Raw genomic sequence first — 26,260 nt, 5'->3', positions numbered from 1 at the left:
AAAGTTCTTTCTTTGGCTTCAATGTAAATATTTTTTTAAGTTTGTGTTAAAACTTTACATAAACTTAACATAATATATATGTAATATTAACGATAGTTTACAAGAAATTTGTTAAAGTATGAGTGATTAAAAATAAAGGATGGAATCAATAATGAAAAAGTTTGGAATATTAGTTATAGTCTTTATGGTTTGTTTAGCATTTCTTGGATTTTCAGCCAATGCTGATATAGAAACACAAAAAATCAGTTTAAATGGTTCAACATCTATGGAGAAAATGATCAATGCTATTAAAGAAGGCATTGAAGAAAATTATCCAGAATTATCACTAGAACCACAGTTCACTGGTTCAAGTGCTGGGATTGAAGCTGTTCTCAATGGAACTGCTGATATTGGTAATTCTTCTCGTTATCTCAAAGATGCTGAAAAAGAAAAAGGTTTAACAGAAAATATTGTAGCTATTGATGCGATTGTGATTGTGACAGATACACAAAATAAAGTCGATAACTTAACAACTCAACAGTTAATAGATATTTATAAAGGAAAAATTCGTAACTGGAAAGAAGTTGGAGGAGAAGATCTTCCTATTGTTGTGATTGGGCGTGAGTCTGGTTCTGGAACACGTAGTGCTTTTGAAGAAATATTGAATATTGAAGAACAATGTCAATATGCCAATGAAGTCAATGAAACCGGTCCAATCATTGCAAAAGTCCAGTCTATTCCTGGAGCTATTGGTTATGTATCATTAGATGTTATTGATGAAACAGTAAAACCACTATCTATTGATGGTGTTCAAGCCAGTGAAGAAACAATTCAAAATGGACAATATTCTTTACAAAGACCATTTGTGATGGCAACTAGAGGAGCTATCAACCAACAAAATGAAAATATTCAACATCTTTTCCAATTCATTCAAAGTGAAGACGGACAAAAAATCATACGTGCTGTTGGTCTTGTTCCTGTCGTTGAATAAAGAATCAATAAGAGAGTCTTATTTTCAATATTGAAGATAAAACTCTCTTTTTTTATTTTGTCATTAATAAAAGAGGTAGTTATGATATTGACACTTTTATTTATCTTTTATATACTAAATATAGTTCATACACTGGTTCGAGAGCCAAACCCAGTATAAAAAACTAAGGAAAAGAGATGGCTCACCATCTCTTTTCTGGCTTCTAACTGTTTTTTAGAAGAAAGGAAAATGAAATATGAAAAAGAAAACAAAAATGCAAATGGTTATTGTCATGGGGATTGTTTTCAATGTTATGGGAGCATTCATTGCTATGACACTCTCTATTCCATTTTATATGGATTCTATTGGAACCATATTGGTGGCCGGACTTTTAGGTCCTAAATATGCCATGTTAACGGGTGTATTAGGAAGTATAACGAGTGGAATCACTTTTGATATGTATTCCTTCTATTATGCTCCTGTGCAACTGTTCACAGGCTTCTTTGCTGGATTACTCTATCATGGCAAATGGCTCAAGGGATGGCGTACACCTATTGGTTCATTATTAGTTGGTATTCCAACATCATTATTGAGTGCCTGCATTACAGCTGGTTTATTTAACGGAATCACTTCTGGTGCCAGCAGCACTTTTGTCGTTGTCTTTCATCACTTAGGATTACCATTAGTATTCAGTATCTTGCTTGTTCAAGTTTTTACTGATTACTTGGATAAATTCTTTGCCGTATGTCTGACAAAGGCGATTATTGAAAGAGGACATCTTTATGAGAAATGGGGGGTAGCATGGAAAGATACAGCCGCATTGAAAACAAGCACAAAAGAGAAATCGTTCTTTTAAAAGCCAGACCATGTGCCTGGTCAAAATGCACATTTTGTGATTATATTGAAGATAATTCTACATGTACAGAAGAAATGATCAAAATCAATCAGGACGTTTTAAGTCATGTCACTGGTGAATATGGTGTTTTAGAAATCATTGACTCTGCTAGTATTTTTGAATTACCTCAAGCAACACTATCACTGATTAAACAAATTATTCATGATAAAAATATTCACACACTCTTTGTAGAAAGTCACTGGATTTATCATCAACGTATTCAGGAAATCAGAGATTTCTTTGGTATTGATATGATTGTAAAAATTGGTGTTGAATCTTTTGATGATGATTTTAGAAATCGTGTTCTCAATAAGAATGCGACTTTTTCAAGCATTGAGGAATTAAAAAAATATTTTGATTCACCTTGCCTGATGGTTGGTATTCAAGGACAAACAAAAGAAATGATTCAAAAAGATATGGATATTTTAACTCATCATTTCGATTATGGAACAATCAATATTTATCGTAATAATTCAACACCTATCAAAAGAGATGAATCTTTAATTCAATGGTTTATGCAAAACTATGCCTATTTACAAGATGATCCACGCTATGACTTTTTATGTGATCCTACTGATTTTGGTGTAGGAGACTAATACAATTGAAATATACAAAAAAATGTACGACACATACATCGTACATTTTTTTATACCCATCACAATATTTATCTATATCCGTTTCCAAAAAATACCCATTCACCTTGAGAATTTTGAACACATTCATATCTATATCCTGACACAGATGCATTTTTCCCAAATTCAGGTGGTGCCTGAAAAAAGCCTGTATGAAAATCTAAATAAACAACTATAGCATCCTGATACCCATCATGAATCAGATTCTTTTCAAATGTCTGACTTTCCATTCCATCATAATAGACATCTGTTACTGTTATACCATCTTGATCCATATTGGCAAGTGCCTTATCCATAACCAATCGAATATCTTCTCTTTTATGGATTGTATTATGACGAATTTCTCTATTAACTTCAACTGGCTGATTACAAAATATAACAATGAGTGCTATCACAACAACTATCATGAATATAATGCCTTTTGTTTTCTTTTTCATATTGATGAGCTCCTTACTTATCTTTGAAAATATAATAGACTTTTATTATATATATTATATAAAAAAGATATGAAAAACCTGTGAATATACAATTCCAATATTTTGGTTCTAAAAAAAGGATGCACATGCATCCCTATTCCATTGACTCATATCAGGTAAGTCAATACTCTATTCATCAAATACCCAATAAGAATAAGTTGTTGATAAAGTCATATTTAATTTTCTTTGTAAAGCTAATGATGCCTCGTTTCCTACGACAACCTGACAATAAGGGACTTTCTTTTGTTTCAGTAATTCATTCATCAAATAGCTTTCCAACAAAGAACCATAACCTCGTCTTTGATATTCTTTTTTGATTTCTAAAATGCCCATGCTTCCTTCTCGATGCATACCAATAAATCCAGCTAACTGGCCATCATGAAACAATCCCCATAATGCTTTCTTTTCAATACGATCTTTTATATAATCTCGATCACTCATATGATGATAAATATGATAAACATCATCAAGATAATCCTGAGTCAACACACGTATAGAAACATGATCAGGGATTGTGAATTCTATTGGCTGAGTTGCCATATAAACTGCCTGATAACAGGCAAAATAATCTTTTTTATGATATTCATTGATCAGTAAATCAACAACTTCTTTTTGTTTGACATTATATAATTGATATTGATCTAAATGGCATTGACTCCATAATCTTTTGAACTTGTCTATATCAGTCATAGAAATCATGATGGACTGACTTTCTCTTTCCAGCATAATCAAGCCATCATCTTCATGATAGAAAACATCTGTCATATTTAAACGTAATGGCTCAATAAAATCAATATCATCAATTGAATCTAATATCATCATTCTACCCTCCTGTATTGATTATATCATGGCAGATGACGAAAGGAAGAACGAATTGATCTTAATAATGCATAACAAATCACTAAAGCAACAATCAATATCATACATAAAATATAGACATTTGATAATTGTATAGGTTGTTCAATCAGTAATAGATAACCCCATGTAGCTGGACAAAGTTTTCCAATGGTTTCTAAAAAAGAAGGTAATAAAGAAACAGGAAACATAATACCAGATAAAATGATGGATGGTAAAAAGATGATTTGACTGATCATAGTCAGCTTGGCCTGATTATGAACTGCCAATCCTAAAATACAGGCTATACTTAATGATACCAAAACAAATAATATCAACATCACAAAATATAAAACTGGATGAATAGGACATGTTGCATCAAAAAGAAGAGGAGATAAAATATAAATCAGACTGCTCATCATCATTAAATGAATAAATGCTGATAAAAATAAAGACAAAACTGCAAAATATTCAGGTATATGATTGGCCATATACATTTTCTTAATATCTGTTCCATAAATTTCAGCAATAGATGGTGGTAAACCAATATATGCCCCCATCGAAACACCCATGACTGTCATAGATGCCATCAATGTTTCTTGAGACTCAGGCATGATGGATGTAAAAACACTGCCCATCATTAAGAAAAAGAGTAATGGCACTAAATAACATGTGATTAATAGTGAACGAGAACGGATATCCATTTTCCATTGTAAATAAATCCCATAACCTAATGCTTTCATATTTCATTTCTCCTTGCGACTTCTAAAAAGTGCTGTTCCAAAGTCCCACGATTGACTGTCATATCTAAAATATCAAGATTTTGATTTTGATAGTCCTGACAGATTTGCATCAATGTCTGTTGAATATGTTGTGTCGTATAAACTTCTTCTCCTTCTTGACTATTGACCTTAATATAATAATATCGTCCAAGTTGTTTCACTAATTCTTCTACTGTTCCTATAAAAGCCATTTTTCCTTGCCTTAATATCCCAATACGATCACATAAGCTTTCCACTTCATTCATATCATGACTCGTCAAAACAACCGTCATTCCCTGTTTTTGACATTGGATAATATTTTCATGCAGGGCTTTTCGTCCAGCGACATCTAATCCTGCAGTTGGTTCATCTAGAAAAAGCAGATCAGGATGTCCCATCAAAGCCAGTGCCAGATGAAGACGACGTTGCTGTCCTGTCGAAAGTTCGCTATATGTCTGATCAGCTATTTCTTCAATACCTAATGCCTTGACTATATCTTCATCTAACTGTGCATGCTTCCATTTTGAAAACAACTTCATAGCTTCTTTCACTTTCATATAAGCAGGTAAAGCTGAAGATTGAAGCTGAATGCCTATTTGACCATGAATTTCAATCTGCCCCACATCATATTTTAAAAATCCTTCCAGACATTCTAAGATTGTTGTTTTTCCAGCACCATTCATTCCTAATATGCCAAAGATTTCCCCTTTTTTCACATCAAAACTGACATCTTTTAAAACCTCAAGTGTCTGATATTTCTTTTTCAAATGTGAAACGTGCATAATCGTATCCATCATCATTCCCCCTCAAATGGATTGTATCCTAATTTTTGAAAATAAATTTCTAATGCCGGTTTCAAATAATCATTGACTTCATTTTGTTTTTGAATCCATTCCTGATTTTGTGCATCAGTTAAATGATCAAATTTCATTAAACGTGGTAATAAACTCATATCCCCTTGCGTAAATTCCATAATCAAATTCCAAAACTGACCAGTCATCTGCTGGACCTGTTCATCTTCTGGAGGAAGATGTTTTGCCTTCAGCTTTAAGATGTCTTCATTGAGCTGATGAAATCGTTGAATAAATTCCTGACCACTATCTTTATCAAACTGTTGACGAATATGTTCCAATGTTTCATTATCAAAATGTTTAATTAACCAATAATACTCATTATCCATTTGAAGATTCACAATGATATCTGCATATTTTTTAAAATCAACTGTTTGCATTTGATTGACTTCAACCTTTAAGGCTTTAATGGCTGATAATGTATTTTGAAGCTGTTTGATTTTTTCTTCAATCATGACTTCCTGTTGATGAAGGGCATGTTCTACTTTTTGAGGTGTATCTAAAACTTCTATTCTATTTTTAATATCATCTAAAGTAAAACCTAATGATTTTAAAGATTGAATCTGATGAAGTAAAATCATATCCTGATAAGTATAAAGACGTCGGCCTCCTTCACTTTCACTGCTAGGATGTAACAATCCTTTTTGATCATAAAACTGTAATGTGCGAACAGTTGTTCCCATCTTCTTTGCGAGTTCTCCAACTGTCATATATTTGTGATTATTCATTTTCCATCCCTCCTGCTTTTATTATAATTCATAACGTTACGTCACAAACAAGCATTTTTGTCAAAAATATATGTATAATCTCTTTGTATTTCAATATGAATTCCCCTATAATAAGATTTGGGGTGAAAATATGAAATTACTTGCTAGTGATTTTGATAATACATTATGGTTTGAAGATCATATGAAAGATGAAGATGTCAAAGCCATTCATGAATTTCAAAAACATGGACATCTGTTTGGTATTTGTTCTGGGCGAAGTTTGAGTGGTATTTTACGTCCTTCAAAACCTTATGATATTCAGTATGATTTTTTTATTTTATTAAGTGGGGGACTCATTTTAAATAAGGACTATGAACCTATTTTTGAAAGTCAGATTCCTATATCTTTAGTTAAAGACATCTATGAATTTACCGGCAAACAAAATATGTCGATTGTTCATAATGATGTGACATATCATCTTAATACAAAATTTCAAGATCATATTTTTGATCATGAAATTCATTCTTTCAACGAACTTCCTTTTACACATATTCAGGCTTTTTCATTTCACTATCAAGATCATGAATTAGACCTGGCTCAAAAGATGACACATCTCATTATAGACAAATACGGCCATCAAATTGAAGCTTTTCAAAATAATCAACATATAGATTTAGCAATGAAAGGCTGTTCAAAGGGAAAAGGTATACAAATCATTGAAAAATATTTCCACTTATCACATGATCATGTTTATGGAATTGGAGATAACTATAATGATTTACCTATGTTAGATGCCATTCAACATAGTTATTCTTTTGATTATGCTCCCTTACCAGTTCAAAAACATGCCAAGACAATTGTTTCACAATTGTCCAAGTGTATTTTAGATATTGAAAAATAATTTTATTTTTAATAAAAATAAAGCATCTTTTTTCGCTTATTTCAAAATTATTTATTCATAAATTGACAAATGTATACAAAAATGATATTATCAATGCAATAACAAAGGAGGACATTTTCATGCGGATTTATAAACATGAATATATCATAGCCGATCATATGAGAGTGTCTAGATTGTTGTCAAAGAAAACCATATCTCATGAAGAATGAGATTTTTTATTTAGAGGGGGTATCATATGAAAATTGGTGTTATTGGTCTAGGAACTGTTGGGTTTGGCGTTGTAGAAATCTTAACACAACAAAAAGAAAGATTAGAAAAGCACATTCATGAAGAAGTGACAGTTAAATATGGCTGTGCCTTAAACGAAGTGACTTTACCAGATGGTATCATCTATACCCAAGATTTTCATGATGTTTTAAATGATGATGAAGTTGATGTTGTGGTAGAATTAATTGGTGGAACAACAATTGCTAAAACAATCATTTTAGAAGCCTTAAAAAAAGGAAAACATGTTGTCACTGCAAACAAAGCATTGATTGCACATGATGGTCAGGAAATCTTTGAAACTGCAGCCAAATATCATGCTAAAATCTATTATGAAGCTGCTGTGGGTGGTGGTATTCCTGTCGTTGTTCCAGCTAAAGAAGATTTAATTGCTAATGAGATTGAGAAAATCGAAGGTATTTTAAATGGAACAACAAATTTCATTTTAACATTAATGGAAACAGATAATTTGGATTTTCAGGAAGCTCTCACAATAGCTGATGGCTTAGGATATGTAGAAGCCGATGCCAGCTTGGATTTAGATGGGATTGATGCTGCACATAAGATTTGTATTTTAACTATGAATGCTTTTGAGATTTTCTTTGATTTCAATAAGATTCAATGTACAGGTATTCGTAGTGTCACAAAGAAAGATATAGACTATGCTAAAAAATTAGGATACCGTATTAAGTTGATTGCACAGGCTAAGAAACTCGATCATGGTTATGGAATTGATGTTTCTCCTACCTTAATTGGTATAAAAGACATTGTTGCGAATGTGAATCAAGCATATAATGTAGTAGAAATCACTTGTAATTATTTAGAAAATGTGATTTTCTATGGTAAAGGTGCTGGGCGTTATGTCACTGCCAGTGCTGTTGTGAGTGATATCATCAAAACACATCAACCAACGTTGTGGCAACATCAATATCAATATGTAGAAGAGATTTATCCAATTACATATTCTAAATATTATATCAGATGTGATCATCCTCTAGATATTGACTATGAAATGTATTATTCTCAAGATCATGATCATATCTACATTACAAATCCTATTGAACTGAATGAGTTAAAACAACAACTTCAAGATGAAACCTATAATTTATTGAAAGTAAGGGGTTAAAATAACATGAAAATAATTGTTCAAAAATTTGGTGGAACCTCAACACGTAGTATTGAAACACGTGAACATATGTATAAAAATATTATTCGTGAACACGATAAAGGCAACAAAGTTGTTGCTGTGGTCAGTGCGATGGGGCGCTATGATGATCCCTATGCAACAGATACCCTTCTATCCATTGTTCATACAGATCAATTGACAGATGAAGAAATTGATCGTTTAACAAGTATTGGAGAAACGATTTCAACACTTGTTGTTAAAAGTGAACTGGCTAAAAAAGGCTATGTTGTAGATACGGTAACAAACGGAGAACTGGGTATTTTGACAGATTCACATCATCAAAATGCAACGATTACAACCGTAGAGGGAAAACATATTTTAGATAAACTTAAAAATGCTGATATTGTGATTTGTCCAGGATTTCAGGGATATTCTCAAAATGGAAAAATTACCACTTTAGGTCGTGGTGGCAGTGACTTATCTGCTGTTGCTATTGGTGTTGCGATAGATGCCAATGAAGTTGAAATATATAGTGATGTTAACGGTATTTATACAGCTGATCCTCGTATTGTTCCTGATGCGATGAAATTAAATTATATCAGTTATTCAGAAATGCTGGAACTTTCTAAAAATGGCGCTAAAGTTCTCAACCATCGTTGTGTACAATTGGCTGCCAAACATGATATTGTGATTCATGCAAGAAGTTCTTTCGATGAAAGTCAAGGAACATATGTGTTAGGAGATGAAAAAATTATGAAAGATCATTTAAATCAATTCATTATATCTGGAATTACTGGTTCACAAAATGAAGCGAGAATTACTCTCGTTGGTGTTGATGCCAAAGTCAATGGTGCTGGTGAACTCTTTGAAAAAATTGCTGATGCTAATGTCAATGTCAATGTCTTCAGTCAGGCATTAGTCGGTGGTGGTAGAATGGATATTTCTTTAATCATTAATGATAAAGATGTTCCTGCTGTCGTTGAAGTCATTAATGATTTAAAAGAAACATTGCAGGCTAAAAAAACGATTGTGCGAGGAAATATTGGAAAAGTGGCTGTCATTGGTGTAGGTATTAAAAATAATAAAGGTATGTTCCAGAAAGTTTATAATACACTCATGAGTCATGATATTAATGTGGAAATGACTTCTTGTAGTGAAATTAATATTTCTTGTTATATTGATCGAGATGATGTCAAAAGAGCACAGGTTTTATTACATGAAGCATTCTTAGGTTAGGAGGACTATAAAAATGAAAAAATATAAAGTTGCAATTGTAGGAGCTACTGGTGCAGTGGGTAGAGAAATGTTAAGATGTATTTTTCAGTTTCACTTCCCATTTGAAAGTTTAAAATTATTAGCTTCTTCAAGAAGTGCTGGAAAAGTGATTGAATATGAAGGTCATGAATTTGTTGTTGAAGAATTAACTGAAAATTCATTTGAAGGTATTGACGTTGCTTTCTGGAGTGCTGGTGGAAGTATTTCTGAAAAATATATGCCTTATGCTGTTCAAGCTGGTTGTATCAATATTGATAATACTTCTCATTTTAGAATGGATCCTGATGTTCCATTAGTTGTTCCAGAAGTCAATGCCTATGCATTAAAAGAACATAAAGGGATTATTGCTAATCCAAACTGTACAACGATTCAGATGGTCAGTGCTTTAAATCGTTTAAATGAATATTTTGATATTGAAAGAATTATTGTGTCAACTTATCAGGCTGTTTCAGGTGCTGGTGTTGCTGGAATGGAAGAATTATATCGTCAGTCACAGGAAGTTTTAGATGGTCAAGAACCTGTTGCCAAAACATTGCCTTGTGCTTCTGATAAAAAACATTATCCAATTGCTTTCAACTGTATTCCTCAAGTGGATAAATTTGATTTAGATAATCATTTTACAAAAGAGGAAATGAAAATGGTGAATGAAACAAAGAAAATCTTTAATAAAGATATTAAAGTTAATGCCACTTGTGTCCGTGTTCCCGTATTAAGAGGACATAGTGAATCTGTTTATATCGAAACAAAAAAACCAATTGATATGGATAAAGTCTTTGAATTATTATCAAATTCTCATGGTGTTGAACTCTATGATGATATTGAAAATCAGATTTATCCTATGGCAACTCTATTTATTGGTGATGAACTTGTCCATGTAGGGCGTGTCCGTCGAGATTTAGATAATGATCATGCTTTAAGCTTATGGATTGTGGCTGATCAGCTTATGAAAGGTGCTGCTTACAACTCTGTTGATATTGGCTTAAAGATGATAGAGATGGGATTGTTATAATGAATCATAAAATCTTCCAGATGCCCTTTTCTCAAATCTATTCTTTACTGCTTCAAAAAGCATTGAAAAAAGGACGTAACCAAGAAGAAGTTGATACAGTCATTCAATGGTTAACAGGCTATTCTCAAGATCAGATTCACGCAATGTTAAAAACACCTATAGACTATGAACATGTCTTTCTTCAGGCTCCAAGTTTGAATGAAAAAAGATTTTTAATCAAAGGAAGTATCTGTGGTGTTAAACTAGAAACCATTGAAGATCCTATGATGCAAAACATGCGCTATCTTGATAAATTGATAGATGAGCTGGCGAAAGGAAAAAGCTTAGATAAAATATTAAGAAAATAACGAAGTGAATTTTGTTTCACTTCTTTTTTTATTCAAAAAAAGAAGATGAACATTCATTCATCTTCTATTAATTCTTAACAATACGATAATATGTTCTTGATGTAAAGACATAGACAATCGCATAAACAATCGCCACAATAATGACTGAGATGATTGTACATGTAATAAACACCTCTGTTCCACTCAAAACAATATAACTAAACATCATAGTTATCAAATGGAAAGCAAATGCCATGTGAATAACTGAAGCTATCAGTGGTAAAAAGAAGAAGATTAAAACTTGAGAACGAATAGTCTGTTTCACTTCTTTTGTACTCATTCCAACTTTTTGCATAATTTCAAAGCGTTTTTGGTCTTCATAACCTTCTGATAACTGTTTATAGTACATAATTAATATTGTAGCCATTAAAAATAAGATGCCTAAGAAAATACCTAAGAAAAATAAACTTCCATACAATTCCATCAACATGATTCTGACTTCATATAATGAAGAACGATAGAAAGAAATGCCTCCCTGTTCTGTCTCTGTTTCTAAGACAAAGTTATCTAAACACTTTCTTAATATGTCTTCAGCTTCTTTTTCTTGAGACTGATCCTGATATACAATAGAAAGATTTTCTGTTGGCTGGATAGTATCTCCAAAGAAATACGACATCATCTCTTGAATAGCTTCTTCATCTTTCATAATGACAATCAGATTTCTTTGCGCAGTAGGATTTTCATTAGGTAATAAATAGGGTTGATGCACAACTTCCTGAATTGGATATTTTTGTTGATCTATGTCTAAAGTATCTCCAAAGTCAAAGAAATTACTGCTCACTAAAATATTCTGACCACTTAATTGAACATTTTGATGATAGGCACGATTATATTCATCCTGTGTCATCCCTACCAAATATCCCACAACAAAATCTCCAGATTCGTCTAATGCCAAAATATGGTCATTTCCAAAACGTACACTGACTGAATATCTTTTGGTATGAATAAAACTATCAATACCAATATCATGATTCTCTAATTCAGTCTGCATTTGTGAATAAAACTTTGCAAACTCCTGATCACTTGGCAACGTTCCATCATCATAGCCATAAACTTTAAGCTGAAAACTATCCTGCTGATAAGCTGTAATTGTATCTTCAATTCCAAAATAGAGTGAGACTGTACTTGATAACATTACCAATATACATGTACATAAAATACAGATACTTGCCAGTCCTACAGCATTTTGTTTCATACGATAAATTAACTGAGACACAGAAGTCAAGTGTTTTGTCTGATAATAGAAATGCTTATTTTTCTTTAAAAGTTTTAAAATTATAATAGAACCTGCAGTAAATAAACAATAGGTTCCAATAATAACCAAGATAACAGCTACAAAAAATAAGAGCATCGCTGTTGTAGGATCATCAATCGTCACTGCAATATAATATCCTAATCCAAGTGTTACCAAACCGATAATTGTCATCAGCCATTTGGTCTTCGGTTCTTTTTCACCACTTTGAGAGCCTCTTAATAATTCAATAGGGTTTGATAATTGAATTTGAATCACATGAATGAGATAAGAAGCCAAATAAATAGGTAAAAAGACAATAACGACAACTAGAAAAGATGACCATGAAATATGAAATGTCAAGGTTGTAGATAGTCCCATTAAATGAATCAATACTAATGAAACCAGCTGACTAAAAATAATACCAAAAAGAAATCCCATAACAAATGAAATCAATGTTGTGATGATGGTTTCACACAACATCATCATCATAATGTGTTTCTTTTCTAAACCTAAAATATTGTATAAAGCTATTTCTTTTTTTCGACGTTTCATTAAAAAACTATTCATATAAAATAAGAAAATGACAGAAAAGATAACCATCACAATAATTCCTAAATTCAAGATGATCTGCATTGTACTTGAACCCGTTGCCATTTGTTCTAAACCTTTATGTGATGCTAGATAATTAATTAAATAAAACATCATGACAGTAAAGGAACTTGTTAATAAATATGGAAAATATAACTTAGAATTCTTTTTGAGATTGGTTAATGCCAGACGGGGATAAAAGAAAGATTTCATTTTATTTCCCTCCTGTCGCAAGTAATGTTAGTGTATCTGAAATACTTTGATACATTTGCTGATTCGTTTGATTTCCTTTGTAAATTTGATGGAAAACTTCACCATCTCTAATAAATAAGACTCTTGAAGCATAGCTGGCTGCTTTGGTACTATGAGTCACCATTAAAATTGTTTGCCCTTCCTGATTGACTGTATCAAAAATTTCCAACAATTGATCCGTTGACTTTGAATCAAGGGCACCCGTAGGTTCATCTGCCAGAACAAGTTGAGGATGTGTGATAAGTGCTCTTGCAACAGCAACTCTTTGTTTCTGTCCACCAGATATTTCATATGGATATTTCTCTAATAAATCCTCAATACCCAGTTTTGGTGCTAAAGCTTTTAATTTCTGTTGCATAACAGGATAAGGTTCTTTAGATAAGACAAGTGGTAAGAAAATATTATCTTTGATAGAAAATGTATCTAATAGATTAAAATCCTGAAATACAAAACCAAGATTCTTTCTTCTAAACTGTGAGATTTCTTTTTCCTTTAAATGGGTAATATCTTGACCATTTAATAAGACCTGTCCACTGGTTGGCTGATCTAATGAAGCTAGAATATTTAATAAAGTTGTTTTCCCACTTCCAGATTCACCCATAATCGCAACATACTCACCTTCTTCTACACTAAAAGTGACATTGGATAATGCCTGTACCTGTTGATTTGAAAAACGTGTTGTATAAATTTTCTTTAAATTTTTAACTTCCAGTAATGACATTTTAACTCCTCCTTTGTACACTTATAGTTTATAAAAAAAGAGAAATATGTACCATTGATTTATCTTACAATTTCTCTGTTATAACTTACATTTCTGTAAGATTTATTCAACTTGTAAATCCTTAACATGAAAATCAATCATCACTGTTGTTCCCACTCCTTGAGTTGACTGGATATGAATAGGATGTCCTAAATATTTTAATATGCGAGCACATAAATATAATCCTAGACCACTTGCTTTTTTATCCATTCTTCCATTATATCCTGTAAAGCCTTTTTCAAACAGTCTTGGTAAATCCTCCTGTTTAATCCCAATACCCGTATCTTCAATATATAAAACTTCATCTTCAACAAAAATATGTATGCCACCTGTTTTGGTATATTTCAATGCATTGGATAAAATCTGTTCCAAAACAAAGGACAACCATTTGGCATCAGTCAAAACCTGTAAATCTATTGGATCAATTTTTAAAGTTAATTTCTTTTGAATAAAAAAAGTTGCTTGTTTTTTAATAACATCTTGAATGAGCTCATTTAAATCATAACGTTTGATACGTAAATCAGAAGAAATCTGTTCTAATTTCATATAATGTAAAGCCATATCTACATATTGTTCAATTCTTAAAACTTGTAAAAGCATATCGTTTGTTGAAGCATTTTGAGATGTAATTAAAAGTCTTAATGCAAAAATAGGTGTTTTGATCTGATGAACCCATAAAGTGAAATAATCTAACATATCCTGATTATGTATTTCATGTTGTTCTTTCATTTCTTTTAATAAATGATGGATCTGATGAATCAATAATTGATATTGAGTTTCAATATATCCAGAACTTTGTGGTAAATCTAATAAAATCATATCTTCTAATTGAAAGATTGATTCTAAATTATTCGTTTTTTGATAATAGAGAAAATAATCAATCGCAAAATAAACAATCAATAAAACCAGACATAAAATAGTCGCATAGATGACAGCTTCAATGAAAACATTATATAAATAAAGAATCAGACAAAAAATACCAATGCATGATAAATAAAGAATATAAAAAGCTTTTTTATCATAAAAATAATGCAGTAATCTATTCATAAGCCAGCTTATAACCTAATCCTTTTTTTGTTTGAATAAGATGTTCAATATGAAAATCATCTAATTTCTTTCTTAATCTATTCATATTTACACTTAGAGTATTATCATCTATAAATTCATTGCTTTGCCATAATGCCATCATTAAATCATCACGTGATACAAAGACTTCTGATTTTTCAAAGAGAACCTGTAAAATCTTTAATTCATTTTTCGTCAGTTCAATAGTCTGATGATGATAAGAAATAGTTGCATCTAAGATATTTAAAACCAAATCTTTATATGTTAAAACCTGCATAGATTTAGAAAAAGAATATGTACGACGAAGTAACGCCTGAATTTTCGCTGTTAAGACATGAAAATCAAAAGGTTTTGTGATAAAATCATCTGCTCCCATAGAAATAGCCATGACAATATTCATATTCTCATTGGCAGATGAAATAAAGATAATAGGTACTGAAGATACTTTACGAATCTGTTCACACCAATGATATCCATTATAAAAAGGTAAGGAGATATCTAATAAAATAAGTTCTGGCTGTTTTTGAAGATAAAGATCTAAAACATGTTCAAAATCATCCACAACTTCAACTTCATAATTCCATGTTTCTAAATGTTTTTGAATTGCTAAAGCGATGACTTCATCATCTTCGACAATCATGATTTTTTGCATTTTCATCACCCACTCCAATTCCATTATAACATATCTTGATAAAGGTTGTGCATAGCTTTTATACGGGACTTGATGTCATCATGTAGATACTGTGGAGAAATCACTTTAATTTGAGTTTGCATCATCATAATCCAGCCAATCAATCCTTCTGAAATAGAAACATCTTCAATTGTTAATAATAAGCGTTCCTGATATAAACGCTGTACTCGCATATTCAATCCAAAACGCGATACTATCTCTCTTAACTGTTTATAATCACATTCAATAACCAATGTATCACGATGATGAGATATAAACATATTCATCATCTTTTCAATTTCATTTTGGATATCAAATTGTTCCTGAACATTGATATATCCTTTATTTAAAGTCTGAATAGCACGCATACGATCAATACGATAATTGGTTAATTGTTGGGAATGTTTTTCATTATAGGCAATCATATAATAATGATTATTTTGAGAAGTTAAAGAATAAGGAGAAACAATATATTGATCATCTTTATTCCCTCTTTGTGAAGCCACCTCTATGAAGTGATGATTTTGAATATCATAATCAATATATTGAAAAGAAATAGCTTTTTGATGTTCAATCGCTTTCATAATAACTGTTAAATTGATAAATAGAGAAAAAGAATGCTGACGTTCACTTGGTTGAAATAAGACGAGACGTTTTTGTTGATGAAAAGAAGATAGGGTGAGAAGTTTCTTTTGTAAATGTTGCTGATCTTCTCTATTTAAATCCTGATGAAAGGCAATCTGATCTAATAGAAATTGTAATTCACCATCCTCAAATATATCTTCGTCTATCCTATAACCCAATTTATGATAAGAGATAATCAAATCTCTACCTATCCAACCATTAAAAAAATCATTGATTTGTTTGATACAAGAATAAACAGTTTTAATATCAATCTTCATATCCTGTTTCATTAAAGCTTCCTGTATTTCTAAAGCTGTAATGGCTTTATTTGGCGTTTGTAAAATCATTTTCAGTACATAAAACATTCTTTTTCCCATAATAGACTCCTAATGACTCATGACAAGCTGATAACTTTTCTTCCTGTTGTAATGACGCATTAATGAAAGATAATCTTTCATGCTGTAGCTACAAAGTAAATCTAAGACAACTTCATCTTGACAGTCATCTAGCTTCAATAAATATTGATAGGCTAAATGATATTCATCTTCCAATAGACATATTTTAGCACAATCCAGTGTATCTACATGATATTGATGTTCAAGAATAGAAATGACTTGAGAAAAAGACATATTCTCAAAAGGAATCAGATATCGGATCACACAATATTCTTGTAATGTTATTGTTTTTTTAGCTATTTTTTTAAAAATATCTTCCTTCAACAACAAATAATCCTGATGTGAAAACAAACTATTCATCATCATTAAATCATTTTCCATATCCTGATAATTCTGCGCCTGATATAAATGTCTTAAGGCAGCTATAAAAAGTTGTTGATAAAGTCTTTTATCATGTAATAAATGACTCAATTCTTTTTCATGTAAGCAACTGGCAAATAACTCCAATATAGATGAATCTTTCATAATTTCTAATACATAATTTTTCTTTTGAACAAAAGTGATCATTTCTTGTTTTTGATAAGTTTTTTTCATATATGTCATCTCCTTGTATTATCATTATACCCATTTTATGATTTTGAAGATGACTTTATACCTATTTTAACACCTAAAAAACGGAGTTAAAACACTTTTTTTATTTTTTTATATATAGAAAAAGATTTTGCTTTATACAAAATCTTTTCCAAATGACTGATAAATACCCTGGCCATAATAAGAAGATGGTTCATAAAGTATAGGATAGATTTTCCAGTTATCCTCAAGAATACATTGAAACCATTGTCCCTGATATGTAAAACAATATACACAATAGAGCATACCTTCTTGATATTCCATGGCTTCTTGGTATCGTGATAAATGAAACTTGTTTTTAACAAGATCTAAAATCACGGATGAACTCAATATATAATCTGTCATACCTAAGACTTTGAATAACACTTGACAATGTTGTTTGGATATCTGATGTTTTCTTAATAAAGAATACCCCTCTTCATATGACATCTTGGATAAAGATAAAATGTTTTTTTGAATGGTCTGCCACTGTTTATAATCTTTCAATAATTCATATAATAATTGACAGTCAGGATAAGATAAATAAATCACTGTTTTTATCCATAATGTGCCTTCATTTTTAAACACAGGCATATCACTTTGATAAATCCAATAGCCACCCAGCTCCTGTTTTTTATGTTTATTCCCAGCCAAAATATAATCCTCAATATTCAATGAGAAATCTTTATATTCTTGGCCTGCACCATTTAAAGCATAACTGACTTTATGATTTTGTTCATCAATCATCTCTTTCCATAGAGGAGGTAGACTGTTTTCATCAAGAATATAAGGATGTTCCACCGTTCCATTTCCATCACGTATTGTATATTTCAGTTCATTAAGAATTTGATTATTTGGATTGACAGCTCTTCTTTTTATAAACAAAACAATGGCTAAAACAAGTAAAAATATCATCATGATAGAATCAAAGATAATACAAACAGGCTGTGGATTCGTTATTATCCCTATGATTAATGAAAGACATACACTTAAAGCCATCAAAACATTCAACACACAATACAAAATATGTTCTTTAAAATAAAGAAATACTCCAAAATAAATGATCCACAATAATAAATGAATACCATTCATATATGAAAATTGATATTCAATGTTAGCCATAAATGCACATATAAGAGCTCCTACGTACTCTAAAAAATACCATTTTCTATTCATATATACTCATCCTCTCTTACATTATAACAAATATTTTGAAGACATAAAAACAAAAGTTGATATTAAAATAATTTTTTATGATTTATTTATAATAAAAATATTTTTAATAATCACTTTCTTAATTTCCTTATAAAAAAGACAATGAATATTACTCACAATACTCATTGTTGCTTTCTATTGAAATATCTTTATCAAATATTGATTCTATTATACGATTATTTTTCAAATGGTTGATAAGTACCCTTTCCATAATAAAGAGATGGTTCATAAAGAGTTGGTTTCACTTTCCATACGCCTTCTCTCATCTGTAAAAACCAGTTATCATAATAATAGATACAATAAGCACAATAAATCATTCCATCCTGATGGTCCATTGCTTCCTGGTAATCTTCTTTTTGAAAACTGAATTTAATAAATGATTTGATGATATCCTTATCAAATATATTATCTTTTTGAGCAATAACTTTTAATAAACTCTTGGCCACATCTTGTGGAATCTGATTGTCTATTAAAAATTGATAACTCTCTTTATAGGATAAGTTTAACACATGTGATATATTTTCTTGAATCATTTGCCACAGATGATCATCACAAAGCATCTGATATATATTTTTGACATCATCATACGAAAGATAAACGACACCTTTCATCCAAAGGGTTCCATTTTCCTTTAAAGCAGGCATATCACTTTCATATTTCCAAAAACCACCATAATCTTGTTGGAGATGTTTTTTTCCTACCAATACCTTATCTTTAAAACCAAATGTTGGATCTTCGTATTCTTGACTTCCACCATTGAGTGCATACATTACTTTATGATATTGATGTTCTATTTCATCATTGATGGTAAGCGTCTGATCAATATCTAATCTATATGGATGAGATATTGTCCCATCTCCAGGCAAGTTTTTGTGCTGAATATCTTGAGATAATTCCATATTTTGATTTTGACGATTCCATCTCCTTTTAAAAAGCATGATGATAAAATACAGAATAAAAGATAAGGATAAAATACTATCAAAAATAATAGGAACTGTAGAAGGATTATTGATGATTCCCTGAATTAAAGAATAATCAATACCTATTCCCATTAATAAGCCTGATATGGGATAAAGGATACTTTCTTTAAAAAAGAATAAACAAATGAAAAAGAAGATAAAAAGAAACGGCTGTATAGTATTCATATAAGTGAAATGATATTCACTATTTAAATTCATTATACAAAAAATTCCACCAATGCATATAGCCAAGTTTCTCATCTTGATATTCATACATATCACCTCTACTTTCATTATATCAAAAAAAGCTGAGTTTCCTCAGCTTATTCGTCTAGTAATTGTTTTAATTCTGCAATTTTTTGATTATATTCTTCAATATGACGATACATATCCATGACTTCTTCATCAACAACACCTGATGTCTGAATTTGTTGATAATAATATTTTCCTAAGTCACGAAAAACATCATCACGATCAGATTCTAAATTTTTCATTTTAAGCTTCAATTTGGCAGTACCAGCTAATTCCTGTGTTTTATCAATAGCCTCTTCTGTCAATTTCGCTGCTTTTTTTGTGAGATCATCAAATAAAGGCATTTGTTCATTCTCCTATCCTGTATATTTTTTGATATATTGTACACCAATACCTCCAACTCCCATATGGGCACCAACAACAGCTGGAAGTTCTCTTAACTCTAATTCAACATTTCCAATTTTTTCTAAAACCATCTGTTTCACTTCTAAAGCTGAACTTTCACATAAGACATGTTCAATTGTGACTTTATATTCCTTAGCATTGACACCTAATTCGACCATGCGATTCACAAGTGTAGCTTTGGCTTTAGATAAGGTTCTGACTTTTCCAAGTACATCTATTTTACCACCCAAGTCATAATTTAATTCCATCACTGGAACAATTTTCAACATGCTGGCAAGTAATGCCACTGCTGGCGTAATACGACCACCTTTCTTTAAATGTTCTAAGTTAGGGGCCATAATAATCGTTCCAGAATGTTCAATCATGTTTTCAAGAATATCTTGAATTTCACCAACACTCTTACCTTCTTGAATCAACTTAGCAGCAGTGAATACTAAATATTTTTGATTGCCTGCAGTTCCTTTTGTATCAATTAAAGTGATTGGAATACCCACCATTTCTCCAGCAATTTTCATCCCATTTAAAGTTGATGATAATCCTGTCGCAATGGGTAATCCAATAACTTCATCATAACCAGCATCTTTGATTCTTTGTAAAATATTCACCAGTTCCCCTGTTGCAGGTTGAGAAGTCATGACCATGATATCCTCTTTTTCCATAGTTTCAAAAACTTCCAAACTGGTAATGTCTTTTTGATCTAAATACGTATGATTTTTCATCGTAATACATAAAGGCACAATAAATATACCTTGATCTTCATATTGATTTAATTCTATTTGACAGCCACTATCAGCTAATACTGCAATCTTAGCCATCTCGATCCCTCACTTCCAAAAGTTAATTTTTCTCTCATTATTATAACACTTTTGACAATAAAATGAAATCATATATAATAAAGAAAGAAAGGTGTGACATCATGATTTCTATTGAAGATTATACAAGCCATACATTAGTTATTAAAAAATCTGAATTCGTTTGTCATTTGATTCCCTGTAGTCAAATTGAACAGGCTAATGATATGATTACAAAATATAGCGATCCACAAGCTACACATAACTGTGTTGCCTATATTATTGGTCCTCATGAAAGAGCATATGATGATGGTGAACCATCTGGAACGGCGGGTATGCCTATGTTAAATGTTTTAAAAATGCAAGGTTTAACAAATATGATAGCGATTGTGACCAGATATTTTGGTGGCATTAAACTTGGCGCTGGGGGATTAACACGAGCATATAGCCAAAGTGTAGCTGAAGCTCTTAAAGTCGCTCATATCGTTGAAAAAGAACTGGTTGATTTATATAATATAACAGTTGACTATACATACACACGTAAACTTGAGCATTTATTAAAAGTTCATCACATCAAGTGTATAGATATTCAATATCAAGAACAAGTTTCTTATCAATGTTATTTACGTAACCTTGATTTTCTGGATATGATTCAAGATTTCACAAACAATCAGTTTCAAGCCGAAAAAATAGGCAGTGACTATATCCCAAAAGATGTTTGACACTTATATGCAAAGTTGTTATAATTTGAATATGATGAAAACAATAAGACTTGTCTGTACGCTCAACAGTCATGTCTTTTTTATTACAAGGAGGACGTATGGGGTTTTTAGAAATATTGATCATTGGTGTCGGGTTATCCATGGATGCTTTTGCGGTGAGCATCTGTAAAGGCTTATCAACACGCATGCTTAAACTCAAACACGCTTTGATTTGTGGTGGTTATTTTGGCTTTTTTCAAGGCATTATGCCATTTTTAGGATATGTATTAGGTATTCAGTTTAAAGATAAAATTGAAAGTATTGATCATTGGATTGCTTTTATCTTATTAGCTTTAATTGGAATCAATATGATTAAAGAAGCTTTTGAGGATGAAGAAACATGTAATACAGAATTTTCACCTAAAGTCATGATTCCTTTAGCGATTGCTACTTCCATTGATGCTTTAGCTATTGGTGTTACTTTTGCTTTTTTAAATGTCAATATTTTATCAGCTGTTTCTATCATTGCCTGTACAACTTTTGTGATTTCAATGATAGGTGTGAAAATCGGACATGTCTTTGGTATGAAATATAAATCTAAAGCTGAAATTGCTGGTGGTATTATTTTGATAGGTATGGGTATTAAGATTTTATTAGAACACCTTCATATTTTTGGTTAATCATTCAAATTTTATTCATATTGAGGTAAGATAATAGATAAGAGGTGAAAGATTATGAATGATGTCGCAAAATTATATCAAGTCTATATCAATAGAGAAGTTCAAGTCGCTAAAAATGAAATATTAAACACAACAAGAATCAATCAAAAGATTTTATCTTTTTTACATGATTTATCTGAAGTTGCACTTGAATCAAGATGTTATTTATTTTGGGAAAAAGAAGAACCTGTCAATCATCAACAGTTATTAGAAAACTATCTTGAAGGTTTAACGATGTTAATGTCTATTGGTTATGAATTACGTATTGACAGTATTAAAAATCATACAGAAATTCCTGAAAATCAAGATCTTTATTCTTTATTTTTCAAGATTTATCAATCTATTTTAAATGTTCAAAAACAATACTCTAGTGAAGACTATCAAAATACTATTGATGATTATTTTACATTAGGTTTTAAATTAGGTATTGATATTGATGAAATCATTGATAATTATCAAAATGATTAATCCTCATTCTATGAGGATTTTTTTATATGAAAAAGCAATCACTGATGTCGTGATTGCTCATCCATTTTCTTTAATTCATTTAATAATTCTATTGTATGCGGTAACCATTGACCGATTGTTTGAATCATAATCACAATTTCATTTTTAATGTATTTTAACTGTGGTTTATCAAATAAACGATTAACCAATTCAAAAAGCTGATCACCTGCAATACGGGCTGAAAATTCCTGTGTCAACATAATTTGAACATATCCACCTGCATCTTTGACTTCATCAATGAAAGGCTGTGTACATAAAATTTCATATTTTCTTTTCAATACAATATTATTCACTTCTCTAGGCAATGTTCCATATAAATCTTTTAATTCTTTTTCTAAAGATTGTAACTGTGTTAAATGTTGCGCTTTATATATACGTTGATAAAGATTTAATTTTTCCATATCATTTTCTACATAATTTTCAGGAATATAACCATCAACATTGACATTTTGAACAGGCACTTCTTTTTCTTCTTTTTTCTCTCCCGTTTTTTCTTCAATAGCCTCCTGAAGAATCTTCATATACATATCAAAACCAACTGTATCAATAAATCCAGCCTGTTCTCCTCCTAGTATATCACCAGATCCACGAATAGATAAATCACGCATAGCAATCTTATATCCACTACCTAATTGTGCAAATTCTTTAATCGCCTTTAAACGCTTCGTTGCTTCTTCATTCATTTGCTTGTTCTTTGCATACAATAAATACGCATAAGCCAAACGTTCACTACGACCAACACGTCCTTTAATCTGATAAAGCTGAGATAAACCAAAACGATCAGCATTTTCAATAATAATGGTATTGGCATTAGGAATATCAATACCGGTTTCAATAATCGTTGTACAAACCAGAATATCATATTCTTTATCTACAAAAGACTGCATCACCTTTTCAAGTTCATCTTTGCTCATACGCCCATGTCCAATACCAATTTTTGCCTGTGGAACCAATCTAGCAATTTCATTAGCCACACTTTCAATATTGGCTGTCTGATTATGTAAATAGAAAACTTGTCCTTTTCGCCCAAGTTCACGTTCAATCACCTGTTTGACAAGCTGATTGCTTTTTTCCATGACATAAGTCTGTACTGGCAAACGATTTAACGGTGGTGTTTCAATTTGTGATAATCCACGAATTCCCATTAAAGACATTTGTAAAGTTCTTGGAATTGGTGTAGCAGTTAAAGTTAAAACATCTATTGTCTTTCTGATTTCTTTAATTTTTTCTTTCTGTTTAACACCAAAACGCTGTTCTTCATCAATACATAATAATCCTAAATCTTTAAAAACAACATCATTTGATAAAATACGATGTGTCCCAACTAATAAATCAATCTTTCCTTCCTTTAAATCACTTAAAATCTGTTTTCTTTGTTTCGTCGTTGTAAAACGATTTAATAAAGCAATAGTGACTGGAAAATTTTCAAAACGAGTAACCATCGTATGATAATGCTGTGAAGATAAAATCGTTGTAGGACATAGAAAAGCAACTTGCTTACCACCTAAAATAGCCTTAAAGCAGGCACGTAAAGCCACTTCTGTTTTCCCAAATCCAACATCTCCACACAACAATCTATCCATAGGACGTGGCATTTCCATATCAGCTTTAATTTCTTTGACAGCCTCTTTTTGATCTGGTGTCAGTTCATAACCAAAACATTCTTCAAACTGTATTTGCATAGCATCATCTTTAGGAAATGCAAATCCTGGCTGTTTCATTCTTTGTGAATATATTTCAATTAAACGATCTGCCAAATCATCAACCTTGTTTCTGACTCTTTGTTTTGTTTTTTGCCATTCTGTACTATTTAAAGAATGAATTTTTGGAACTTTTCCATCTCTGGAAGCATATTTTCGTACCAGTTTAAAATTTTCTACGGGAATATATAAAGTATCATTTCCTTTATAGGCAATATACAAGTAATCTTTTTTCACACCTCTGACTTCCAGTGTTTTAATACCCATATATTGTCCAATTCCATTGACATCATGAACAACATAATCTCCAATATTTAATTCCGTATAATCATTGATGACTTTTGCATCTTTATATTTAATGTAGCCTTTTTTCTTTTGACTGTTAACCTTAAATAACTCTTTTTCTGTCAACAGGATCACATGTTCTTCACAAAAATCTATACCTGTTGATAAATCACCCATATAAATATTAATTCCCTGATAAATATGATCATCATGACCTACCAAGGCATAAGAGAGATGATATTGATCCAATAAATCTGTCATCATTTGAATCTGATGACTATTTTCAAGACACATAAGGATTTTATTTTGAATGAGATAATCTTTGATTTGTTGAATCAATTGATTTTCATTCAATAATGGTAATTGAATTTCTCTTGTTAAAAAGGAAATTTGTTTGTCATTCGTTCTAAAATCAACAAAGTCAATATCTGTCTTTTTTAATAATGAGTCTAAACTTTGAAATAATGACAATCCTTTTACCATTTTCCCTATGTCTTGTAATTCATGAGAATAGTAGAATGTTTCTTCTACGTACTGATTATAGACTGATTTTATTTTTTCCTGACTTGATGTTACAATCAGCACATCATCAAAATAACAACGTAATGACGTTGATGATGAAAACAATCCCATGTACTGATAAAGACGAGATGAATAATCATGATTCTTAATAGATTCTATATCAATAGAAATTTCCTCATCTAAATCATCCTGATAATCAGGACACTGTGTTTGACTCTGTAATGTTTCAATCTGTGAAATCACATGTTCTATTTCCTGATCATCATAAAGCAGATCGGTCGCCGGTAAGATTGTAACTTCCTGAACATTTTCTAAAGAACGTTGTGTATTTTTATCAAAGAAACGTAAGCTTTCAATTTCATCATCAAAAAATTCAATACGAATAGGATTCTCATATTGGATAGAGTAAACATCTATAACCCCACCACGTTTTGAATAGTAAAATGGTTCATCAACACGTTGTATCATCTGATATCCACTATGGATAAGCTTTTCTCTTAATGTCAAAGGATCAATGGTCATACCTACAGATAAATGTAACTGAGAACTTTCAAAAAGAGAAGGATGTGGTATATAACGTAAATAGCTTTGAGTATGGCAAATCACAACGATTGGCTGATGTTGCAGTAATAATGACAAAGTATGAATACGTTCTCCAACTAATTCCTGAGAAGAAGCTAAAGCTTCTACACGTAATGATTCATCGCATGGAAAGAAAGCGACTTTTTGATGCAACAAAGGATACAGCTCCTGATATAAAAGCTGTGCCTGATATAAGCTATCTTTAATCACCAGCATTGTTTTTGGACAAGCGAAAAAAGCACTAGCAATGAGAATCGCCTCATCGCTAGCGTGAGATACAACAATCTCGCCTTTTCCTTTTTTCATTGCAAGATATGCTGAATTATTTTTTAAAATCTGAATAATCTTCTTCATATCTT

At 31.2% G+C, this 26,260-nt stretch carries 27 protein-coding genes and 1 riboswitch; of the genes, 11 read left to right on the top strand and 16 right to left on the bottom strand.

What is annotated here, in order from left to right:
- Positions 1–151 precede the first annotated feature (151 nt).
- From B5E48_RS05380 to B5E48_RS05370, 3 genes are all read left to right on the top strand, one after another.
- Positions 152–970, top strand: a complete 819-nt coding sequence (locus tag B5E48_RS05380) for a phosphate ABC transporter substrate-binding protein (protein WP_087244112.1) — start codon at positions 152–154, stop codon at positions 968–970.
- A gap of 126 nt (positions 971–1,096) precedes the next feature.
- Positions 1,097–1,143: riboswitch (PreQ1 riboswitch) on the top strand.
- A gap of 62 nt (positions 1,144–1,205) precedes the next feature.
- Positions 1,206–1,805 carry an ECF transporter S component family protein gene (locus B5E48_RS05375; RefSeq protein ID WP_087304347.1) on the top strand — a complete coding sequence of 200 codons (600 nt, stop codon included), beginning with the start codon at positions 1,206–1,208 and terminating at the stop codon, positions 1,803–1,805.
- Positions 1,751–2,440: a radical SAM protein gene (locus B5E48_RS05370; RefSeq protein WP_087296824.1), complete on the top strand. Its 690-nt coding sequence runs from the start codon at positions 1,751–1,753 to the stop codon at positions 2,438–2,440. Before B5E48_RS05375 ends, B5E48_RS05370 begins: the two co-directional genes overlap by 55 nt.
- A 68-nt stretch (positions 2,441–2,508) precedes the next feature.
- Here B5E48_RS05370 and B5E48_RS05365 read toward each other — a convergent pair whose 3' ends face one another.
- The 5 genes from B5E48_RS05365 to B5E48_RS05345 all read right to left on the bottom strand — a co-directional run bounded on the left by B5E48_RS05365 (position 2,509) and on the right by B5E48_RS05345 (position 6,126).
- Positions 2,509–2,913, bottom strand: coding sequence for a hypothetical protein (locus B5E48_RS05365; RefSeq protein WP_087296825.1), 405 nt, complete (start codon positions 2,911–2,913; stop codon positions 2,509–2,511).
- A gap of 168 nt (positions 2,914–3,081) precedes the next feature.
- On the bottom strand, positions 3,082–3,774 hold the full coding sequence (locus B5E48_RS05360) for a GNAT family N-acetyltransferase (protein ID WP_087304346.1): 693 nt from the start codon (positions 3,772–3,774) through the stop codon (positions 3,082–3,084).
- A gap of 23 nt (positions 3,775–3,797) precedes the next feature.
- The gene (locus B5E48_RS05355; RefSeq protein ID WP_087304345.1) at positions 3,798–4,529 is read right to left on the bottom strand and encodes an ABC transporter permease; all 732 of its coding nucleotides are present in this window, start codon (positions 4,527–4,529) and stop codon (positions 3,798–3,800) included.
- Complete coding sequence (locus B5E48_RS05350; RefSeq protein WP_087304344.1) at positions 4,526–5,341, bottom strand: ABC transporter ATP-binding protein; 816 nt, start codon at positions 5,339–5,341, stop codon at positions 4,526–4,528. The genes B5E48_RS05355 and B5E48_RS05350 overlap by 4 nt, the downstream gene beginning before the upstream one ends.
- A gap of 2 nt (positions 5,342–5,343) precedes the next feature.
- On the bottom strand, positions 5,344–6,126 hold the full coding sequence (locus tag B5E48_RS05345) for a MerR family transcriptional regulator (protein ID WP_087304343.1): 783 nt from the start codon (positions 6,124–6,126) through the stop codon (positions 5,344–5,346).
- Between the two features lie 130 nt (positions 6,127–6,256).
- Here B5E48_RS05345 and B5E48_RS05340 point away from each other — a divergent pair, with 130 nt between their 5' ends.
- The 5 genes from B5E48_RS05340 to B5E48_RS05320 all read left to right on the top strand — a co-directional run bounded on the left by B5E48_RS05340 (position 6,257) and on the right by B5E48_RS05320 (position 11,027).
- Positions 6,257–7,006, top strand: coding sequence for an HAD-IIB family hydrolase (locus B5E48_RS05340; protein ID WP_087304342.1), 750 nt, complete (start codon positions 6,257–6,259; stop codon positions 7,004–7,006).
- A gap of 235 nt (positions 7,007–7,241) precedes the next feature.
- Positions 7,242–8,396, top strand: coding sequence for a homoserine dehydrogenase (locus B5E48_RS05335; protein WP_087304341.1), 1,155 nt, complete (start codon positions 7,242–7,244; stop codon positions 8,394–8,396).
- A 6-nt stretch (positions 8,397–8,402) separates the two neighbouring features.
- A complete protein-coding gene (locus tag B5E48_RS05330; RefSeq protein WP_087244102.1) occupies positions 8,403–9,632 on the top strand; it encodes an aspartate kinase in 1,230 nt (409 codons plus the stop codon).
- Between the two features lie 13 nt (positions 9,633–9,645).
- Complete coding sequence (locus B5E48_RS05325; RefSeq protein WP_087296831.1) at positions 9,646–10,680, top strand: aspartate-semialdehyde dehydrogenase; 1,035 nt, start codon at positions 9,646–9,648, stop codon at positions 10,678–10,680.
- Positions 10,680–11,027, top strand: a complete 348-nt coding sequence (locus B5E48_RS05320; RefSeq protein ID WP_241146929.1) for a DUF2200 domain-containing protein — start codon at positions 10,680–10,682, stop codon at positions 11,025–11,027. The genes B5E48_RS05325 and B5E48_RS05320 overlap by 1 nt, the downstream gene beginning before the upstream one ends.
- A gap of 67 nt (positions 11,028–11,094) precedes the next feature.
- On the opposite strand, the gene B5E48_RS05315 is transcribed toward B5E48_RS05320, so the two are convergent.
- From B5E48_RS05315 to B5E48_RS05270, 10 genes are all read right to left on the bottom strand, one after another.
- Positions 11,095–13,101, bottom strand: coding sequence for an ABC transporter permease (locus B5E48_RS05315; protein ID WP_087304339.1), 2,007 nt, complete (start codon positions 13,099–13,101; stop codon positions 11,095–11,097).
- 1 nt (position 13,102) lies between these two features.
- On the bottom strand, positions 13,103–13,861 hold the full coding sequence (locus B5E48_RS05310) for an ABC transporter ATP-binding protein (protein WP_087244351.1): 759 nt from the start codon (positions 13,859–13,861) through the stop codon (positions 13,103–13,105).
- 102 nt (positions 13,862–13,963) lie between these two features.
- Positions 13,964–14,947: a sensor histidine kinase gene (locus B5E48_RS05305; RefSeq protein ID WP_087304338.1), complete on the bottom strand. Its 984-nt coding sequence runs from the start codon at positions 14,945–14,947 to the stop codon at positions 13,964–13,966.
- On the bottom strand, positions 14,940–15,623 hold the full coding sequence (locus B5E48_RS05300; RefSeq protein ID WP_340640774.1) for a response regulator transcription factor: 684 nt from the start codon (positions 15,621–15,623) through the stop codon (positions 14,940–14,942). Before B5E48_RS05300 ends, B5E48_RS05305 begins: the two co-directional genes overlap by 8 nt.
- Before the next feature lie 17 nt (positions 15,624–15,640).
- On the bottom strand, positions 15,641–16,636 hold the full coding sequence (locus B5E48_RS05295) for a helix-turn-helix transcriptional regulator (RefSeq protein ID WP_087304337.1): 996 nt from the start codon (positions 16,634–16,636) through the stop codon (positions 15,641–15,643).
- Positions 16,637–16,645: 9 nt separating this feature from the next.
- Positions 16,646–17,248 (bottom strand): hypothetical protein, encoded by a 603-nt coding sequence (locus B5E48_RS05290; RefSeq protein WP_087304336.1) that lies wholly within the window; start codon positions 17,246–17,248, stop codon positions 16,646–16,648.
- Between the two features lie 132 nt (positions 17,249–17,380).
- Entirely contained in the window at positions 17,381–18,439 is a 1,059-nt protein-coding gene (locus tag B5E48_RS05285; protein ID WP_087304335.1) for a hypothetical protein, read from the bottom strand.
- A gap of 215 nt (positions 18,440–18,654) precedes the next feature.
- Positions 18,655–19,710 carry a hypothetical protein gene (locus tag B5E48_RS05280; protein WP_087304334.1) on the bottom strand — a complete coding sequence of 352 codons (1,056 nt, stop codon included), beginning with the start codon at positions 19,708–19,710 and terminating at the stop codon, positions 18,655–18,657.
- A gap of 50 nt (positions 19,711–19,760) precedes the next feature.
- Complete coding sequence (locus B5E48_RS05275) at positions 19,761–20,033, bottom strand: hypothetical protein (protein ID WP_087244344.1); 273 nt, start codon at positions 20,031–20,033, stop codon at positions 19,761–19,763.
- A 12-nt stretch (positions 20,034–20,045) separates the two neighbouring features.
- Positions 20,046–20,909: a DegV family protein gene (locus B5E48_RS05270; protein WP_087304333.1), complete on the bottom strand. Its 864-nt coding sequence runs from the start codon at positions 20,907–20,909 to the stop codon at positions 20,046–20,048.
- 101 nt (positions 20,910–21,010) lie between these two features.
- Between B5E48_RS05270 and B5E48_RS05265 the strand changes: the two genes are divergently transcribed.
- The 3 genes from B5E48_RS05265 to B5E48_RS05255 all read left to right on the top strand — a co-directional run bounded on the left by B5E48_RS05265 (position 21,011) and on the right by B5E48_RS05255 (position 22,773).
- On the top strand, positions 21,011–21,607 hold the full coding sequence (locus B5E48_RS05265; protein ID WP_087304332.1) for a YigZ family protein: 597 nt from the start codon (positions 21,011–21,013) through the stop codon (positions 21,605–21,607).
- A gap of 98 nt (positions 21,608–21,705) precedes the next feature.
- A complete protein-coding gene (locus tag B5E48_RS05260; protein ID WP_087304331.1) occupies positions 21,706–22,266 on the top strand; it encodes a manganese efflux pump MntP in 561 nt (186 codons plus the stop codon).
- A gap of 54 nt (positions 22,267–22,320) precedes the next feature.
- Positions 22,321–22,773, top strand: a complete 453-nt coding sequence (locus tag B5E48_RS05255) for a dUTP diphosphatase (RefSeq protein WP_087304330.1) — start codon at positions 22,321–22,323, stop codon at positions 22,771–22,773.
- A gap of 38 nt (positions 22,774–22,811) precedes the next feature.
- Here B5E48_RS05255 and mfd read toward each other — a convergent pair whose 3' ends face one another.
- On the bottom strand, positions 22,812–26,255 hold the full coding sequence (gene mfd / locus B5E48_RS05250) for a transcription-repair coupling factor (protein ID WP_087304329.1): 3,444 nt from the start codon (positions 26,253–26,255) through the stop codon (positions 22,812–22,814).
- Positions 26,256–26,260 lie beyond the last annotated feature (5 nt).

The sequence above is a fragment of the Massilimicrobiota sp. An105 genome, assembly GCF_002161155.1.
Lineage (GTDB): Bacteria > Bacillota_I > Bacilli_A > Erysipelotrichales > Coprobacillaceae > Allocoprobacillus > Allocoprobacillus merdigallinarum.
Note: the sequence above shows the minus strand (reverse complement) of the source record. Positions and strands in the feature narration are given on the sequence as shown.